Origin of the sequence: Pseudomonas sp. LAIL14HWK12:I1 (assembly GCF_003202095.1) — a bacterium.
GTDB lineage: Bacteria > Pseudomonadota > Gammaproteobacteria > Pseudomonadales > Pseudomonadaceae > Aquipseudomonas > Aquipseudomonas monteilii.
The window spans coordinates 110406-128425 of record NZ_QJKG01000011.1 but is presented as its reverse complement, the minus strand read 5'-3'; the positions used below and the strand labels follow the sequence as shown (position 1 = coordinate 128425).

Here is an 18020-nt window from a genome sequence, read left to right as displayed (position 1 = left end):
CTTGTCAGTTGCCCCGGGCCTTGAACAGGAACACCAGCAATGCGAGGCAGGGCAAGCCTGCGCCCACCAGTGCCACCCCCTGCCAGCCGAGCTGGCTGAACAGCGCACTGGCTACCGCCGAACCCAGTGCCCCGCCCAGGAAGATGCTGGTCATGTACACCGCGTTCAACCGCCCCCGGCTGGCCGGGTCCAGGGCATACACTTCGCGCTGGCCAATGACCATGTTCATCTGCACCGCAAAATCCAGCAGCACACCGGTAAGCCCCAGGCCAATCACGCTGTAACCCGGCGCCGTCAGCCCCAGCAACAAGGCCGCCGGTGCCAGCAGCAGGGCCAGCAGCGAGCCGGCCCGAGCGTGCCCGGCATCGGCCAGGCGGCCAGCCAAGGGCGCGGCAACGGCCCCCACCGCCCCCACCAGGGCAAACACGGCAATCTGGCTCTGCGACAGGCCATGCTCACCCGCCAACGCCATCGGCACGGCTGTCCAGTACAGGCTGAACGCTGCAAACATCAGTGCCTGGTACAACGAGCGTTGGCGCAGCAGCGGATAACGGCGCAGCAGGGTAAGCAGCGACAGCATCAGCCCGGCATAGCTGGCCTTGTGCGCAGGCCGACGCTGCGGCAGGGTCAGCGCCAGCAGCAGGATGATCGCCAGCATCACCCCGGCGGCGCCAATGAACACGGCGCGCCAGCCGAAGTGGTCGGCCACCAGGCTGGACAACGGCCGCGCCAGCAGGATACCCAGCAACAGGCCGCCCATGATGTTGCCCACTACCCGGCCACGCTGCGCCTCTGGCGCCAAGTGCGCTGCCAGTGGAATGAGCATCTGCACCGCCACTGAGCTGAACCCGATCAACAGCGCATAGCCCAGGAACAGCTGGCCCTGGCCGCTGCTGCTGGTGCCCGCCAACAGCAGGCTGACGCAAGCCAGCACAGCGGTGCCGACCATCAACCGGCGGTTTTCCAAGAGGTCGGCCAGCGGCACCAGCAACAGCAGGCCCAGGGCGTAACCCAACTGGGTGAGAGACACGATCAGGCTGGCATGTTCGGTGGACAGCCCAAGGTCCGGTGCGATCAAGCCGACAATGGGCTGGGCGTAATAGATGTTGGCAACGATTGCGCCACAGCAGAACGCCAGCAGCACGACCAGGGCCCGGCTCAGGCCGGTGGCTGCGGGCTGCGCGGCGGCAAGGGAGGGATTCATGCGAGGTTCCTCGGCAAGGAGTGGAGTATGCCGGCTACCTTACCCAGACGTCTCAGTGCAGAGAATCCGCTGCTGGCGCAACGCGGCTTTGCACACCGCGCAATGCCGCGCCTACCGCTCCATCAACGCTGCGCAAAAGTCGATGAACGCATTCACCCGCCGCGAGCCACGGTGGTTGGGCAGGTACAGGGCGTTGATGCTGTTGTTGGCCATGCCTGGGCTGACCTGCCAGTCGGGCAACACCCGCTGCAAACGCCCGGCCTGCACATCCTCGTGTACCAGCCAATCGGCCAGCAGTGCGATGCCGCTGCCCGCCAGCGCGGTTTCACGCAACATGTCGGCATTGGCGCTGCGCAACGGCCCGGTTACGTTCAGCTCCAGGCTGTCCTGCCCGCGCGCCAGGCGCCAGGGCCGTGCCTTTTGCCCATAACGGAAGCGCAGGCAGGCGTGCTCCAACAGTTGCCGGGGGTGATGCAGCGGGTCACGCCCGGCCAGGTATGCCGGGCTGGCCACCAGCCACCGCTCGAAGCGGCCAAGTTGGCGACACACCAGTTCGTCATTGGGCGAGGGGTCGCCCAGGCGAATCGACAGGTCATAACGGCCGTCCAGCAGGTCATCCAGCCGGTCGCTGAGGTCGATATCCAGCTCCAACGCCGGGTGCCGCGCCAGAAACGGCCCCAGGTGCGGGGCGATGACCCGCCTGCCGAACTCCACCGGCAGGCACAGCCTCAAGACACCGACAGGCTCCTCGCCACGGTCGGCAACACTGGCATCGGCCTCGTCCAGCGCCTCGAAAATGCTGCGGGCCCGCTCATAGTACCGGGCTCCGGCCTCGGTCAGGCTGACCTGGCGCGTCGAGCGATTGAGCAACGAAGCACCCACGGCCGTTTCCAGGGCATCAACCAGGCGGGTTACCGACGACGTCGCCAACCCAAGCCTGCGTGCAGCCGCAGAAAAGCCCTGAGCATCGACGGTAGCTACGAACATTTTCATCGCCAGGAGTTTGTCCATCTGCTGCACGTCTTCCAAAACTCAGAAAGTTCTTACAAACCGCAGGGCGGGTCAAGAAACGCGCTACGCGGCGATAGCGTCCATAGTGGAACAACTCCCATTCAAGCGAGGCTTCCCATGACACCCGGTAACCTGCTGACTGCCCTGCCACCGTGCGACCCTACCAGCGCCGAATGTATCGATGAACTGCTCAGCCGCCCAGGCCTGCGCGTGGAGCGTATCGTCTCCAGCGGCCAGGCCAGCCCGCCCGGGTTCTGGTACGACCAGGCCGAAGGCGAGTGGATCGTGCTGCTCAGTGGTGCTGCCGGCCTGCGTTTCGAACATGAGCAGCACACCCGCCTGCTGAAGCCGGGCGATTGCCTGGACATCCCGCCGCACTACCGCCACCGCGTGGAGTGGACTGCACCCGGAATGGCGACTGTCTGGCTCGCCGTTTTTTACAGCAGCAGCGTGCCTTGGCCGGTGTGACTATGGCCAAACGCCAACTCGACCAACGTATGAATACAAAATTATTAGCCAACCTGAACATATCGTTTAATGCATTTTTAAGCACATGTTCTAGAATTTTAGCCACATCTTCGCAAACTCAGCCCTGCGACAATCAGCCTCACAAAATTATGTACCAACTTGTTAATTAGCAAGCTAAGGGCTTAGACTGCGCACATTCCACCTGCTGAGATCCCTGGCATGAAAGAAACACCGCGCGCCTCTGGCGCCACAAACATCCTCCTGGTTGGCCTGGGCGTGATCATCGCCCTGCTCGGCCTCCTCCTTGCTGCTGGCGGCGTCAAGCTGGCCGGCCTGGGCGGTTCCTGGTACTTCCTGATCGGCGGCCTGGCCATGGCCATCGCCGGTGTGCTGATTGCCCGGCGCAAGCAGGCCGGTGCCTGGCTGTACGCGGCATTCCTGGTGGGTACCGCCGCCTGGGCGCTGATCGACGCCGGCCTGGTGTTCTGGCCGCTGTTCTCGCGCCTGTTCATGTTCGGCGCAATCGGCATGGTCGTAGCGTTGGTCTACCCGCTGCTGGCGCGTGCCAACGGCGCCAGCGCCGGCCGTGGTGCCTACGGCGTTGCCGGGGTGATGGCCGTGGTGCTGGTGATCGCCGCCGGCAACATGTTCGTTGCCCACCCAAGCGTTGCCCCCACTGGCAACGGCCCGGGCATGACCCCGGTCGAAGATGGCAAGCAGCAGAAAGACTGGGCCCACTACGGCAACACCGAAGGTGGCAGCCGCTTCGCCGCGCTGGACCAGATCAACCGCGACAACGTCAACAAGCTGAAAGTGGCCTGGACCTACCGCACCGGTGACGTGGCCATCAGTGACGGCAACGGTGCCGAAGACCAGCTGACCCCGCTGCAGATCGGCAACAAGGTGTTCATCTGCACCCCGCACAACAACCTGATCGCCCTGGATGCCGACACCGGCAAAGAGCTGTGGAAGAACGCAATCAACGCCCAGTCCAAGGTCTGGCAGCGTTGCCGTGGCATGGCATACTTCGATGCCACGGTCGCCATCGCCCAGCCGACCCAGCCGAACAGCTCGCCGATCACGGTGGCAAGCGTGCCGGCCGGTGCCAACTGCCAGCGTCGCCTGCTGACCAACACCATCGACGGCCGACTGATTGCTGTGGACGCCGACAACGGCGAGTTCTGCCAAGGCTTCGGCAACAACGGCCAGGTGGACCTGAAAGCGGGCCTGGGCAACGTACCGGACTCTTACTACCAGCTGTCCTCGGCACCGCTGATGGCCGGCACTACCGTGGTGGTCGGCGGCCGTGTAGCCGACAACGTCCAGACGGACATGCCAGGCGGCGTGATCCGTGGTTTCGACGTAATCACCGGTGAAATGCGCTGGGCCTTCGACCCGGGCAACCCGGAAGATCGCCAGGCCCCCCAGGGCGACAGCACCTACGTGCGCAGCACCCCGAACAGCTGGGCACCGATGTCCTACGACCCGGCGATGAACACTGTGTTCCTGCCGATGGGCTCGTCGTCCACCGACATCTATGGCGTTGAACGCAGCAAACTGGACCACACCTACGGCGCTTCGGTGCTGGCCCTGGACGCCACCACCGGCAACCAGAAGTGGGTATTCCAGACCGTTCACAACGACCTGTGGGACTTCGACCTGCCCATGCAGCCGAGCTTGATCGACTTCACCAAGGACGACGGCCAGTCGGTACCTGCGGTGGTGATCGGCACCAAGGCCGGGCAGATCTACGTGCTCGACCGCGCCACCGGCAAGCCGCTGACCCAGGTCGACGAAGTACCGGTCAAGCCAAGCAACATTCCGAACGAGCCGTACTCCCCGACCCAGCCAAAATCGGTGGGTATGCCGCAGATCGGCGCACAAACCCTGACCGAGTCGGACATGTGGGGCGCCACCCCGTATGACCAGCTGCTGTGCCGCATCGACTTCAAGAAAATGCGCTACGACGGCCTGTACACCGCGCCAGGCACCGACCTGTCGCTGAGTTTCCCGGGTTCGCTGGGTGGCATGAACTGGGGCAGCATCTCCACCGACCCGGTGCATGGCTTCATCTTCGTCAACGACATGCGCCTGGGCCTGTGGATCCAGATGATCCCGTCGCAGAACAAGGGTGGCGCGGCGTCCGGTGGCGAAGCACTGAACACTGGCATGGGCGCTGTACCGCTCAAGGGCACCCCGTATGCGGTGAACAAGAACCGCTTCCTGTCGGTCGCCGGCATTCCGTGCCAGGCCCCGCCGTTCGGCACCCTGACCGCTATCGACATGAAGACCCGTCAGGTGGCCTGGCAGGTTCCGGTGGGCACTGTTGAAGACACCGGCCCGCTCGGCATCCGCATGCACCTGCCGATCAAGATCGGCCTGCCAACCCTGGGCGGCACCCTGTCGACCCAAGGCGGCCTGGTGTTCATCGCCGGTACCCAGGACTTCTACCTACGCGCCTACGACAGCAGCAACGGTAACGAAATCTGGAAGGCCCGCCTGCCAGTGGGCAGCCAGGGCGGCCCGATGACCTACGTCTCGCCGAAGACCGGCAAGCAGTACGTGGTGATCACTGCTGGCGGTGCGCGCCAGTCGACTGACCGTGGCGACTACGTGATTTCTTACGCACTGCCGTAAGACCGCGTCGCCTGCATCGCCGGCAAGCCAGCTCCCACAGGATCGCGCCACCTGCAAATAGGGTGGGGACCTGTGGGAGCTGGCTTGCCGGCGATGAGGCCCTGAATAACAACCGAGATTTAGCAATGCCATCCGCAATCCGCATCACCCCCACCCTGCTGCTGGCCCTGGCCAGCACCACCGCCCTGGCCGACGGCGACCTCATGACCCGCAGCACCCTGACCGGTGACTGGGGTGGCCTGCGCCATCAGCTGGAAGACGACGGCGTCAAGTTCACCGGCGACTACAGCGGCGAAACCGCCTACAACGCTCACGGTGGCCTGCACCGCTCGGCGCGTTACTCGCAGAACCTGAAGCTGGGTGTGCAGTTTGACCTGTCCAAATTGTATGGCCTGGACAACGGTGGCAAGGTCCAGCTGACCATCAACGACCGTCGCGGCAACAGCGCCTCGGAAGACCTGGTCGGCAACCGCCTGCCAATCCAGGAAAACTTCGGTGGCCTGTATACCCGCCTGACCGAGCTGAGTTACGAGCGCACCCTGTTCACCCCGGCACTCAACGTCAAACTGGGCTACATGGCCATGGGTAACGACCTGGGCGGCCTGGACAGCGGTATCCTGTGCAACTTCATGAACGCCGGCTTCTGCGGCCACCCGCTGAACATGTCGGGTGGCAGTGGCTGGACCAACTACCCCAATGCCCACCTGGGCGTGCGGGTGAAGTATGACCTCTCGCCTGCCTGGCAACTGCGCGTGGCAGCGTTCAACGTCGACCCCGAGAGCAATGGCAACTCCAGCCGTGCCTGGCACCTTGGCCCCAAGCACACCACGGGCACCGTGGTGCCGGTGGAGCTGGTGTACAAGCTGCAGGGTGAACTGCCGGGCGAGTACAAGCTGGGCTACTACTACGACAGCTCCGATGTGAAGCGCATCGGCAGCGATGATGAAGTGTCCGGCCGTGGCGGCCATTACCTGCTGGTTGACCAGGCGGTGTGGAACGACCAAGGCTCGCCAGGGCGCAGCCTGCATGCCTTCGGCCAGTACTCGGCGTCGAGCAAGGCTGCCTCGCCGTTCACCAAGTGGTATGGCGCCGGCGTGGTGCTGTACAAGCCGTTCGAAGGCCGCCCGAAAGACACCCTGGCGCTGGGTTATGGCCGTGCCGTGCCCAACCCGCGCAGCCGCGATGTGCTGGAGGATGCCGCCTTCAATGCCGGCCAGCAGTTCCCCGACATCGACAGCGCCGAGCAACTGATCGAACTGAGCTACGGCTACCAGGCCACACCTTGGCTGAACCTGCGCCCGGATGTGCAATACATCATCGAGCCTGGGGCGTTTTCCGGGAAGGACATCGACAACGCGTTGGTGGTTGGCCTGCAGGTCAAGGCCAGTTTCTAACTTGAAAAGGGCCGCGTTGCGGCCCATTTTCGGTCAATGCTGCCTGAGGTAATCCACCAACCTCAGCAGCATGGCATCACAGCCCTGCAACTGCTCGACACTGACAAACTCATCCGGCTTGTGCCCCTGGTCCATGCTGCCAGGCCCGCACACCACGGTCGGGATACCTGCCTGGTTGAACAACCCGCCTTCGGTACCAAACGCCACCGTACCGAATTCATCGGTACCACTGAGCAACGCCACCAGCTGCGCCGCCTCACTGTCGGCAGGTGTCGCCAGCCCCGGATAGGCGCTCAGCGGCGCCAGGCGAATATCACTGGCCGCATTGACCTTGCGCATACGTGGCAGCAACTCGGCTTCTGCATAAGACTGCAACTGGTCGGCCACTGCCTGCGCCTCGAACCCCGGCAAGGCCCGCACTTCGAAGTCGAACTCGCACTCCGCCGGCACGATGTTCAGTGCCCTGCCCCCTTTGATCACCCCGGTCTGCACCGTCGAGAAAGGCGGGTCGAAGCGCTCGTCGTGATGCTGCGGCAAGGCCAGGGCGTCACCGATGTCAGCCAGTTTGCCAATCAGCTTCGCCGCATACTCGATGGCATTCACGCCATAGGGCGCATAGGCCGAGTGGCAGGCCGCGCCATGGACTTGGCAGCGCATCGCCAACTTGCCCTTGTGCCCCAGTACCGGCTTGAGCTCGGTGGGTTCGCCAATCAGGCACAGCCGTGGGGTGTGCGGGCGCTGCGCCAACGCGGCCAGCATCGAGCGCACCCCCAGGCAGCCCACTTCCTCGTCATAGGAGAATGCCAGGTGCACCGGCATGCGCAGAGGCTGGGCGAGGAACGCGGGCACGGCGGCCAGCACCGAAGCGATGAAGCCTTTCATGTCGGCCGTGCCACGGCCATACAGGCGCCCGTCACGTTCGCTCAGGGCAAACGGCTCGACGGTCCAGGCCTGCCCATCCACCGGTACCACATCGGTGTGCCCCGACAACACCACGCCGCCAACGTTTTGGGGGCCGATGGTGGCGAACAGGTTGGCCTTGGTGCCCTCCGGGTTGTGAAACAGCTCGCACTCCACCCCCAGCTCGGCCAGGTAATCGCGGATGAAGCCGATCAACTCAAGGTTGGAGTCCCGGCTGACCGTAGCAAAGCCGATCAGCCGGGCCAGTAGCGCGCGGCTGGCAAATTCACTCATCGCCCGGCACCCCATAGCTGGGTGCAGCGGTCGGGTTAAGGGCACGGGTGACGTAATCCTGCATCTGTGGGCGATAGGCCTGCCATAGGCCGTCGAGCACGCCGATCGGGTCGGTATCAGCCCAGTCCACGCGCAGGTCCACCAATGGCCAGGTCAACTCGCCGGCAATTTTCAACGCCGCCGAGTGCACCGGCCCGGCTTCACCACCCGCAGCCATCGCCGCGTGCATGGCTGCCAGCAAGCGGTCTGCCAGGTGGCCGCCAGCCTGCTCGAACGCCACGACCATTGCTTCGATCACCTGGGTCGAGGACAGCAGGTTACCCGCCGCCGCGCACTGTTCACCGGCAACGGCGTTGTACGTGCCCAATGCCTCTCGCCCGGTAAACAGCGCCACCTGCCCTTGGCTGTCGATCACGGTGACCTGGCGGTACTCGCTCCAGCCATTGGCGCTGAGCACCCGGTCCAGCGCGGCGGCGGGTGGCAACTGGCCCTGTTCAAGGGCATCGAGAATCTGCGGGCCCAGTGCCGGCAAGGTGATGTTCTGGGTGGAAACGGCGCCAACACCGGCACGCACCCAAGGGCAACGGGCACCCACGGCAATGCTCGACGAACTGATGGCGATGCCGACCTGGCCGGTTTCCTGGCAGCGGCCAATGATGGAGAAGGTCATGGTGATGCTCCTGTTGTCCTGTGCGATGCAGGGCATTCTGGGTGGAACCTTCCGGTAGGCGAAACCAACTTTTTCCGAGGGGTTAGGCAGGAAAAAACTTGGCTGAGGCAGAGATCGAGCGCCGCCCGCGCGGCGCATCGCGAGCTGCGCTCGCTCCTACGTTTGTTTCGGGCCAGTTTCTCCTGTGCGAGGCCACAGAACTCGGGGCCTTCGCCGTTTTATCGGCAAGCACCAGCTAAATACTATTTTCGCCATTTGCATCGCATCCCTAGTCTGGCCCCAGGCAACGGCGGTCCTCCAAACCGACCTGACAAAAACCGCCTGAACAAGGGCTCGGACATGACACTGAACAACCTCGAAATCGACACCCTCGTCGTCGGCGCCGGCCAGGCCGGCGTGGCCATGAGCGAACACCTGAACAAGCTTGGCGTGCCGCACCTGGTGCTGGAGCGTAACCGCATCGCCGAAGCGTGGCGCACTGGCCGCTGGGACTCGCTGGTCGCCAACGGCCCGGTCTGGCACGACCGCTTCCCGGGCCTTGAATTCAACCTCGACGCTGACGCCTTCGCCGGCAAGGACCAGGTGGCTGACTACTTCGAGCAGTACGTACGCAAGTACAACCTGCCTGTGCGCACCGGTATTGAAGTAAAGCGCGTGGTGCGCAACAGCGACCGCCCTGGCTTTACCATCGAAACCAATGAAGGCGTGATTCGCGCCAACCGTGTGGTTGCTGCAACCGGCCCGTTCCAGAAGCCGGTGATCCCCGCCATTGCGCCAAAGGACAGCAACCTGCACCAGATCCATTCCGCCGCCTACTACAACCCTCAGCAACTGCCAGAAGGCGCAGTGCTGGTGGTAGGGGCCGGCTCCTCTGGCGTGCAAATCGCCGAAGAGCTGATGCGTGCGGGCCGTCAGGTGTACCTGTCGGTCGGTGCCCACGACCGCCCACCGCGTGCCTACCGCAACCGCGACTTCTGCTGGTGGCTGGGCGTGCTGGGTGAGTGGGACGCAGAAATCGCCAAGCCCGGCCGCGAGCACGTGACCATTGCCGTCAGCGGCGCCCGTGGCGGCCACACCGTAGACTTCCGCGCCCTCGCCCATCAAGGCATGACCCTGGTCGGCCTGACCCAGTCGTTCGAAAACGGCGTGGCACGCTTCCAGGACAACCTGGTCGAGAACATCAACCGTGGCGACGAAAACTACCTGGCCCTGCTGGATGCCGCCGATGCCTACATCGAACGCAACGGCCTCGACCTGCCGCAAGAGCCCGAAGCCCGCCAGCGCCTGGCCGACCCGGAATGCATGGTCAACCCGCTGCAGCAGCTGGACCTGGCCAAGGCCGGTGTCAGCAGCATCATCTGGGCCACCGGTTACGGTGTGGATTTCAGCTGGCTGCAGGTAGACACCTTCGACGCCAACGGAAAACCCCAGCACCAGCGCGGCGTAGCCCGTGAGCCCGGCGTGTACTTCCTGGGCCTGCCGTGGCTGTCGCGCCGTGGCTCGTCGTTCATCTGGGGCGTGTGGCACGACGCCAAGCACGTCGCCGGCCACATCGCCACGCAACGCACCTACCTGGCCTACCGCGACCGCGAACAGCGCGACGCGGATGAGCAGCAAGACAACACCATCAGCAACGTCAGCAACGTCAGCACCCTCGGAGCCCACTGATGCCTACTCATACCCGCATCCGCATGTTCAACACCAAGGAAACCTACCCCAACCAGACCCTGGACAACGACCTGTGCCAGGCCGTGCGGGCCGGTAACACCATTTATGTGCGCGGCCAGGTCGGTACCGACTTCGAAGGCAAGCTGGTGGGCCTGGGCGACCCTCGGGCGCAGACCGAGCAGGCGATGAAAAACGTCAAGCAACTGCTTGAAGAAGCCGGCTCGGACCTGTCGCATATCGTCAAGACCACCACTTACATCACCGACCCGCGCTTCCGCGAGCCGGTGTACAAGGAAGTGGGCAAGTGGCTCAAGGGGGTGTTCCCGATTTCCACCGGGCTGGTGGTGGCCGGGTTGGCCCAGGCCGAGTGGCTGATGGAAATCGATGTGATCGCCGTGGTGCCGGATCAGGCGTGACCGGCAACCTGCACGGCAGGTAACCCACGCCTGTCATGCAACCAGGCGTGGGTTACCTGTGCCGCCGTTTGCAGCCGCTGTGTTGCGGGCAAGCCGGCGGACGGCACCTCCACGCTGATACACAGGTCGCCGGGCAACGCCGCGAGCAACTGCGCCAGCGGCAGTTGCCCCTCCCCCGGCAACAGGCGGCCCTCACGCGCTTCCTGAATGATCAGATCGTCTGCAGGCGCCAGCAGCGGTGCATCGCACAATTGCAGCGCCCGCAGCAGGTGTGGGTTGACCCGCATGATGTCAGCCACCTGGCCACCCGAGCGGAACAGGTGCAAGGCATCGACCAGCACGCCTCCGTTGTCCTGCCCCGCCCCCATCACCACCGCGCACGCCTGTTGCAAGGTCGCCACCGGCCGCCAGCGCATGAACTCCAGGTCCACCCGCAGGCCGTGGTCACGTGCCAATTGGCACAGCGCTGCAAAGTTGCCGGTCAGGCGTGCAACATCCCGGTCGTCCCCCGACACCGTCAGGCTCGTCGCCCCCAGTTCGGCACCGGCGGCCAACAGCGCCTGGTAATCGGCAACCCGGGTTTGCGCCGTCAGCGAGACGAACTCGATGTCCGTCACACGCACGCCTTCCCCTGCCATCACTGCCCGCAGTTCACGCATGGCCTGGCTACCGGCCGCAACCGGATAAGCCTGCGCCCCCGGCATCACCGGGTGCAGGCGCAGGCCCACGGCACTGAAGCCAGCGCGCCGCGCCTCGCGCACCAAACTCACTGGCGCCAGCTCCAGCGCCGTCAGGTGCGCCACGCCCAGGCCATTCAATAGGTCGCCCTCCCACCACTGAGGTCGAACACGAAGCCGGTGGTAAAGCTGCATTCGGGGCCGGCGATCCAGCTGACCATGTTGGCAATCTCCTCCGCCTTGAGGAAGCGCCCCATGGGGATTTTGGCCTTGCTCGCGGCAATGTGCTCCGCTGTCATTTCGGCCATCAGTGGTGTCTCGACCATGGCCGGTGCCACACAGTTGAGCAGTACGCCGTCCTGCGCCAGCTCCTTGGCCGCCGCCTTGGTGAAGGCGATGACCCCGGCCTTGGCTGCCGAATAGGCCGAGATGTACTGCACGCCATCCTTCCCGGCCATGGAGGCAATGTTGACGATGCGTCCGTAGCGGTTTTCACGCATGTGCGCGATAGCGGTGCGGCAGCAATAGAACACGCCGTTCAGGTCGATGGCGATGACTTTGTCCCAGGCCTCTGGCGGGTACTCCCATGACGCCACCACCGGGCCGTTGATGCCGGCATTGTTGACCAGAATCTGCACCTGCCCCAAGCGTGCCAGCGTCTCGGCGAACGCTGCCTCTACCGAGGCCAGCGATGACACATCCACCGCCTGGCGCAGCACCGGCTCAAAGCCCTTTTCAAGGCTGTTCCAGCCATCGACAGCGAGGTCCCAGATCACCACCTGGGCGCCCGCTGCATGCAAGCGCTGGGCGATCGCCAGGCCGATGCCACGCATGCCGCCGGTGACGATTGCGGTCTGGCCTTGCAGGTACTGGCTCATTGTTTTGCTCCATTTTCGACAGTTGGAATATCCGGCAAGCGACGCAGGTCGCTGACCATGAACAGGTAGCACAGCGCCCCCAGCACGGTGATCGACGACACGAACGCCAAAGCCCAGACGAACGAGCCGGTGAGCGAAACGATGATGCCGATGGTCAGGGGCGTAACGATGCCCGCCGCGTTGGCGAACAAGTTGAACAAGCCACCACTGAGGCCCAGCAGGCCTTTCGGGGCGATATCGGAAACGATCATCCAGGCCAGCGCAGACATCCCTTGGGCGAAGTAGGCGATGCACAGAATGGTGATCACCAGTGCATCCGACTCGACGTAGTTGGCCAATACGATCACCGACGCGGTGAGCAGCCCGGCGATCACCGGCAGCTTGCGCGCCACATTCAGCGAATAGCCACGGCGCAGCAAGGCGTCGGACAGCCAGCCGCCGACCAGCGTGCCCAGCGAGGCAGCAATGAACGGCAGCACCGCTACCCAGCCGACCTTGAGCCAGGGCATGTGCCGCTCGGTCACCAGGTAAGTGGGGAACCAGGTGAGGAAAAACACGTTGGTGGAGTTGCAGGCGAACTGCCCCAGGCAGATGCCCAGCATGTTGCGGTGCTTGAGCAGCGCCGGAATCTGCGACCAGCGGAACACTGTGGCTTTCTGCCCGCCATCGACTACCCCGCCACCCGCGGCGATGTAGTCCAGCTCGGCCTGGTTGGCCGTGGTGGACTGGTGCGGCTCATGGTATTTGCGCCACCACACCAGGCCATAGAGGATGCCCATCAGGCCCACGGCCATCAGCAGAAAGCGCCAGCCATAGGCATGCAGCACCCAGAACAGCAACGGCGTCAGGAACGCCAGACCGGTGTACTCGGCAAAGGTGTAGATACCCGTTGCCCTGGCCCGCTCGCTCTGCGGGAACCAAGTGGCCACTACCCGGCTGTTGGTAGGGAAGCACGGTGCTTCGGTTACTCCCACCAGAAAGCGCATGCCCAGCAAAGACAGAAATCCCTGCGCCAGCCCTTGCAGGCCGGTGAACAGCGACCACAGCGTCAGCGCCAGCCAGTAGGTGAGTTTGGTGCCCAACCGGTCGATGAGGATGCCACCCGGGATCTGCGCGGCGGCGTAAGTCCACGAAAAGGCGGAAAAGATCACCCCCATCATCGCTGCGTTCAAGCCCAGGTCGGCACTGATGCTGGGCGCCGCAATGCCCATCACGCTACGGTCGAGGTAGTTGATCATGGTGCCGCCGGAGATCAGCGCCAGGATCGTGAAGCGGGTGCGGGTGCGTTGCTGCGCGCGCGCCGGGGTGTCGAACACCCCGAGGCTGGCGTTCTGTTCAGTGTTCATGACGGTTGCTCTCTTGTTATTGGAATGGCAAAACCCGGGTTCTAGGCGAACCCGAACAGACGGCGGGGTGTGTCCCACATCACAGCACGGCGCATGCGGGCATCCGGCATCAGGCATTCGGCCAGTTTCAGCAATGGGCCGTAGTCCACCCGCGAGCGCTGGCGAATGAACGGCCAGTCCGAACCCCATACGCAGGCCTCGGGGCCAAAGGCTTCGAGCAGGGCATGGACGTAGGCACTGCTCTGCTCCAGCAAGGCATCGGCGGCGGCGAATTTCTGCATGCCCGACAGTTTCACGCTGGTCCGGCCACTGTCGGCCAGCCGCAGCAAGGCCTGGAAGCCAGCTTGTTGCACCCCGGCGGCGACATCCGGGCGGCCACAGTGATCGATCAACAGACGCGCTCGGGAGCCTTGCAGCAGGCCATGCAGGTCCAGCAACTGGTCTTCGCACACCTGCACCTGGGCGAACAGGTCAAGCTCGGCGACCTTGCCGAACAGCCCGTTAACATCCTTGAGGCTGGCCACCCCGTACAACGCGGGGTTGAAGGCGATACCGACCACCCCTTGCGCCCGCAGCGCCGCCAACTGGTCGAGCGCGATATTCGCCTCGACCACCGCCACGCCCTTGAACCGCCCCTGCCCGGTGGCCAAGGCGTGCAGCAAGCAGCGGTTGTCGGTGTGGTAGCCGCTGTTGGGGCCGACGAGCAAGGCATGCTGTACGCCGTAGGCGTCCATCACCCGGGTGAACTGCTCCTGGGTCGCCACCTCCTGGCCAGAGGGCGCATAGGGTGCGTCGGGGTGGTAAGGGAAACGGGCGGGATCAAACAAATGGTTATGGCAATCGATCTTCGGTTCGTCAAAGATGTTCACGCAGCACTCCCGGCAAGCACCGCTGCGCTTGCCTGCAGATCTTGTTATTGTGCGCCACAAGGGCGATTTGGCTGTGTTCAAGATACTGCGTGGGCGGGTTTGACGCTCATACCCAGATGGCGAAAACCATAACCGAAGGTAATACACATGCTGCTTGGCAACGAAGGCGCAGACGCAAGCCCCATGGTGTTCAAACTGCGGCACATGGAAGTGTTCCGTGCGGTGATGCTGACCGGCTCGATCAGCGCGGCGGCCAAGCTGCTGTACGTGTCGCAGCCGGCCGTGAGCAAGCTGATCCAGTACATCGAGGGGCGCCTGGCCTATCGCTTGTTCGAGCGCATCAACAACCGCCTGGTGCCCACCGCCGAGGCGCAGGTGCTGTTCCGTGAAGTCGAGCGGGTGTACCAGGCGGCGCTGGAGGTGAATGAATGTGCGCTGTCATTGGGTGCCGGCGGCCACCGCAAGCTGCGTATCTCTTGCAGCGCCTCGCTGTCGACGGTGGTCATCCCGATTGCCCTGGCGCAGCTCAAGCGCGAGGCGCCTTCGCTGGACATCGAGTGGCAAACCTCGCTGATGGGCGAAATGCCCAACCAGATCCTGTCGAAAAAGGTCGACCTGTCGATTGCCGCCCTGCCCGTGGTGCACGATCACCTGCATTCGCAGGCCTTCATGCGCGGGCGCATGGTGGTGGTGATGCCACCCGACCACGCCTTGGCCGGGCATGGCTCGCTGACCTTGCAGCAGCTGGAAGGCCATGCGCTGTTGCTGTTCAGGCCCGACATGCCGTTTGGCAAACTGCTGGCCGGGCACATCGAGCGGCGCGGGCTGCAATTGAAATCACTGTTGTCGTTCACCAACGCCAACGAAGCAGTGGCCCTGGTGAAGCAAGGCATGGGCATCAGTGTGATCGACGAATTCGTGGCGCAGGACAGTGGGTTGGCGGCGGTGCCGCTGGCCGATGAAATTCACTTTGATATCAGCTTTGTCTATTCGCGGTTCGAGCCGCCGTCGCATGCGGCGATGCATTTGATGCGGGTGTTGCAGGGGCAGGCGCAGAAACTGGGCCGGGCGATTGCGCCAGCATGATTCAACAGGCCGGCGCAATCCCGTGTAGGAGCGCACGGGTTAGAAGCCTATGGTTGCCGACAACAAGTAAGTACGCGGCGTGGAAAGGGTCAACCCCGGCTCACTGTCATCCGAAGCCCCCGCCGAGCTCCAGTAACGATCATCCAGCACATTCTCGACACTGGCCCGCAAGGTAACCTCCGTAGCATCTACCTTGAAGGCATAGCGCGCGCCCAGATCGTAACGCTCCCAGCCATCGATCTGCTTGCTGTTGTTCTGGTCCAGGTACTGCGAGCTGGAATGAATGCCTCGCGCTGTCAGAGTCAGCCCGTTCACACCCGGCACGTCCCATTCGGCGCCGAGGTTGACGTTGTACTCGGGCGTGGCCGGCGCGCGATTGCCATCGTAGGCGCCACCCACGGTGTCGGTCAGCTCGCTGTCGATGTACATGACCCCACCCAGCACCCGCACGCCTTGCACGGGTTCGCCGAATACGCTCAACTCGATACCACGGTTGTCACGCTTGCCATTGGGCCCGAACACCCGCGAGGTGGCGTTCGTCTCGTAGGCCGGCTGGCGAATGCGAAATGCGCTGGCCGTGAACGCTACCTGGCCCAGGTCGTACTTGGCCCCTACCTCAACCTGGCGGCTGGTGAACGGCGGGAAAATCTGGTCTTCGTTGATCGACGTCGACGGCGCGATCTTGCCCTGGCTCAGGCCTTCCATGTAGTTGGCGTACAACGACAGCTGGTCAGTGACCTTGAGCAGCACGCCGCCCGAGGGCGAGACCTTTTCTTCGTCGTAGGCGGTCTCGCCTTTGACGCCGTCGCTCCAGTCATCCACCTGCACCCGCTGCCAGCGCGCGCCCAAGGTCAGCAGCAGGCGGTCGTCGAAAAACCCGAGGGTGTCGGCCAGGGCCACACCGGAGAAGCGGTTTTCTGTGTAGACCTCGGGATCGATGCGGGTGGGTGTGCCCGGGGTCGGGGTCGCTACCGGGTTGTAGAGGTTGCTGGGCGCCGAAGCATAGCGGGCGCCGCCGTTGGTGAAGTCCATGTAGAAGTAGGTGGCGGCCAGGTTCAACTCGTGGCTGACCGGCCCGGTGTGAAACCAGTTGCGAAGGCCTGCCATGGCGGTACGCACCGACTCGTCGCGGGTGAAGTCCCGCGGCTGCACGGTGAAGTCGCCGGCATCGTTGGTGATGGACACGTTGTGCCGCAGGAAATCATGGTTGCTTTCACGCGCACCGACCGCGCCATAGGCCAGCAGCGACTCACTGACGTCGTATTCGGCATGCAACGCACCAAAGGTGTCGTTGGTGCGCGCCTTGCTCCACGCCTGGGCATAGTTGTGGCGAACATCATTGGCATCCGGCACCTTGGCGTTGGCGCCGATCAGCACACGCTCCTGCGGTGCATCGGTGTCACGCTCGGTGTGGCCGAGGTCTGCCGACAGGCGCAGGCGCTCGCCGCGAAAATCCAGGCCCAGTACCGCCATTTCACGCTCGACACGCTGGTGGTCCCATTCGGTATCGCCGGCCTGCTTCACAGCATTCAAACGCACGCCGAACTGCTGGCCTTCGCCAAAACGCCGGCCAACATCCACCGCGCCACCTGCCTGGCCCGCCGACGCATAGCTGCCGGTAAACTCGGTGATCGGCTTGTCTGTGGCCCGCTTGGGCTGCACGTTGATACCGCCGCCCACGCTACCACGCGGCGAAATGCCATTAATCAACTGGCTGGGGCCTTTGATGATATCGACCCGGTCGGCCATTTCCATGTCGATCGAGTAAGTCGGCAAGATACCGTACAGGCCGTTGTAGGCCACATCGCTGTTGAACAGGCTGAAGCCGCGAATGGTGAACTGCTCGAAACGCCCGCCTGCCGGATTGGTGGCCCGGACTGAAGGGTCGGTGGCGATCAGTTCGCCCAAGGTTCGCGCCTGCTGGTTCTTCACCAGTTCGCTGGTGTAGCTGGTGATGCTGAATGGGGTTTCCATGAAATCACGCGACCCCAGCAGGCCTTGCGCGCCCCGCCGGGCCACTTGGCCGCCAGCATAGGGCTGCGTTTCGTTGCTTGCGACCAGCCCGCCGACGATGCTGGTCGGGGCGATTTCCAAAGCGCCACCGGCCCCGGGTGCCGGCATCAGGGTGAAGGCCCCCTCACCCACCGGCAGCAACTGCAAGCCGCTGCCGCGCAGCAGCTGCATGAAACCTTCTTCGACACTGTAGCTACCAGACAGGCCATTACTCTGCCGGCCCTGGACCAGTGCCGGGTCCAGCGAAAGGCTGACGCCGGCCTGGTCGGCAAACCGGGTGAGCACGGCGCCCAGGCTGGCGGCCGGCACCTGATAGGCACGGCGCGCCGGCTCATCAGCCCAGGCGGGTGCGGACAACAACAGGCTCATGGCGAACAACGGGCGCACTGCGCGCACCAGTGGGCGCAGGCGGCAAGACATTACTGCTGACATTGAAAATGGCTCCCCTTTATTTTCTTCTACCGGTAATGACCGGCGAGTGAAAAAAAG

At 64.0% G+C, this 18020-nt stretch carries 15 protein-coding genes; 6 read left to right on the top strand and 9 right to left on the bottom strand.

Annotated features, from left to right (window positions below; translation table 11 throughout):
* Positions 1–4: 4 nt before the first annotated feature.
* Both D906_RS23370 and D906_RS23365 read right to left on the bottom strand, forming a co-directional pair.
* Positions 5–1204 (bottom strand): MFS transporter, encoded by a 1200-nt coding sequence (locus D906_RS23370; protein WP_016713872.1) that lies wholly within the window; start codon positions 1202–1204, stop codon positions 5–7.
* A 111-nt stretch (positions 1205–1315) separates the two neighbouring features.
* Positions 1316–2215, bottom strand: coding sequence for a LysR family transcriptional regulator (locus tag D906_RS23365; protein WP_025752583.1), 900 nt, complete (start codon positions 2213–2215; stop codon positions 1316–1318).
* A gap of 117 nt (positions 2216–2332) precedes the next feature.
* On the opposite strand from D906_RS23365, the gene D906_RS23360 reads away from it, so the two are divergent.
* From D906_RS23360 to D906_RS23350, 3 genes are all read left to right on the top strand, one after another.
* Positions 2333–2683 (top strand): cupin domain-containing protein, encoded by a 351-nt coding sequence (locus tag D906_RS23360; protein WP_019098375.1) that lies wholly within the window; start codon positions 2333–2335, stop codon positions 2681–2683.
* A 219-nt stretch (positions 2684–2902) separates the two neighbouring features.
* Positions 2903–5320, top strand: a complete 2418-nt coding sequence (locus D906_RS23355) for a glucose/quinate/shikimate family membrane-bound PQQ-dependent dehydrogenase (protein WP_027608914.1) — start codon at positions 2903–2905, stop codon at positions 5318–5320.
* A 125-nt stretch (positions 5321–5445) separates the two neighbouring features.
* Positions 5446–6714, top strand: a complete 1269-nt coding sequence (locus D906_RS23350) for a carbohydrate porin (RefSeq protein WP_016713868.1) — start codon at positions 5446–5448, stop codon at positions 6712–6714.
* A 33-nt stretch (positions 6715–6747) separates the two neighbouring features.
* On the opposite strand, the gene argE is transcribed toward D906_RS23350, so the two are convergent.
* Entirely contained in the window at positions 6748–7908 is a 1161-nt protein-coding gene (gene argE, locus D906_RS23345) for an acetylornithine deacetylase (RefSeq protein ID WP_019098374.1), read from the bottom strand.
* Positions 7901–8578, bottom strand: a complete 678-nt coding sequence (locus D906_RS23340) for a DUF1028 domain-containing protein (protein ID WP_016713866.1) — start codon at positions 8576–8578, stop codon at positions 7901–7903. Before D906_RS23340 ends, argE begins: the two co-directional genes overlap by 8 nt.
* Positions 8579–8917: 339 nt before the next feature.
* Here D906_RS23340 and D906_RS23335 point away from each other — a divergent pair, with 339 nt between their 5' ends.
* Both D906_RS23335 and D906_RS23330 read left to right on the top strand, forming a co-directional pair.
* Positions 8918–10246 (top strand): NAD(P)/FAD-dependent oxidoreductase, encoded by a 1329-nt coding sequence (locus tag D906_RS23335; protein WP_019098372.1) that lies wholly within the window; start codon positions 8918–8920, stop codon positions 10244–10246.
* On the top strand, positions 10246–10662 hold the full coding sequence (locus tag D906_RS23330; RefSeq protein WP_016713864.1) for a RidA family protein: 417 nt from the start codon (positions 10246–10248) through the stop codon (positions 10660–10662). Before D906_RS23335 ends, D906_RS23330 begins: the two co-directional genes overlap by 1 nt.
* Here the strand turns inward: D906_RS23330 and D906_RS23325 are convergent.
* From D906_RS23325 to D906_RS23310, 4 genes are read right to left on the bottom strand one after another with little or no spacing between them, the layout of a single operon-like run.
* A complete protein-coding gene (locus D906_RS23325; RefSeq protein ID WP_027608912.1) occupies positions 10653–11480 on the bottom strand; it encodes a sugar phosphate isomerase/epimerase in 828 nt (275 codons plus the stop codon). The genes D906_RS23330 and D906_RS23325 overlap by 10 nt on opposite strands.
* A complete protein-coding gene (locus D906_RS23320; protein WP_016713862.1) occupies positions 11477–12217 on the bottom strand; it encodes an SDR family NAD(P)-dependent oxidoreductase in 741 nt (246 codons plus the stop codon). The genes D906_RS23325 and D906_RS23320 overlap by 4 nt, the downstream gene beginning before the upstream one ends.
* Positions 12214–13563, bottom strand: a complete 1350-nt coding sequence (locus tag D906_RS23315; protein ID WP_019098369.1) for an MFS transporter — start codon at positions 13561–13563, stop codon at positions 12214–12216. The genes D906_RS23320 and D906_RS23315 overlap by 4 nt, the downstream gene beginning before the upstream one ends.
* 41 nt (positions 13564–13604) lie before the next feature.
* A complete protein-coding gene (locus D906_RS23310; RefSeq protein WP_025752591.1) occupies positions 13605–14432 on the bottom strand; it encodes an amidohydrolase in 828 nt (275 codons plus the stop codon).
* Between the two features lie 147 nt (positions 14433–14579).
* Between D906_RS23310 and D906_RS23305 the strand changes: the two genes are divergently transcribed.
* Positions 14580–15518, top strand: coding sequence for a LysR family transcriptional regulator (locus D906_RS23305; protein ID WP_016713859.1), 939 nt, complete (start codon positions 14580–14582; stop codon positions 15516–15518).
* Between the two features lie 39 nt (positions 15519–15557).
* On the opposite strand, the gene D906_RS23300 is transcribed toward D906_RS23305, so the two are convergent.
* On the bottom strand, positions 15558–17963 hold the full coding sequence (locus D906_RS23300) for a TonB-dependent receptor (RefSeq protein ID WP_027614944.1): 2406 nt from the start codon (positions 17961–17963) through the stop codon (positions 15558–15560).
* Positions 17964–18020: the final 57 nt, after the last annotated feature.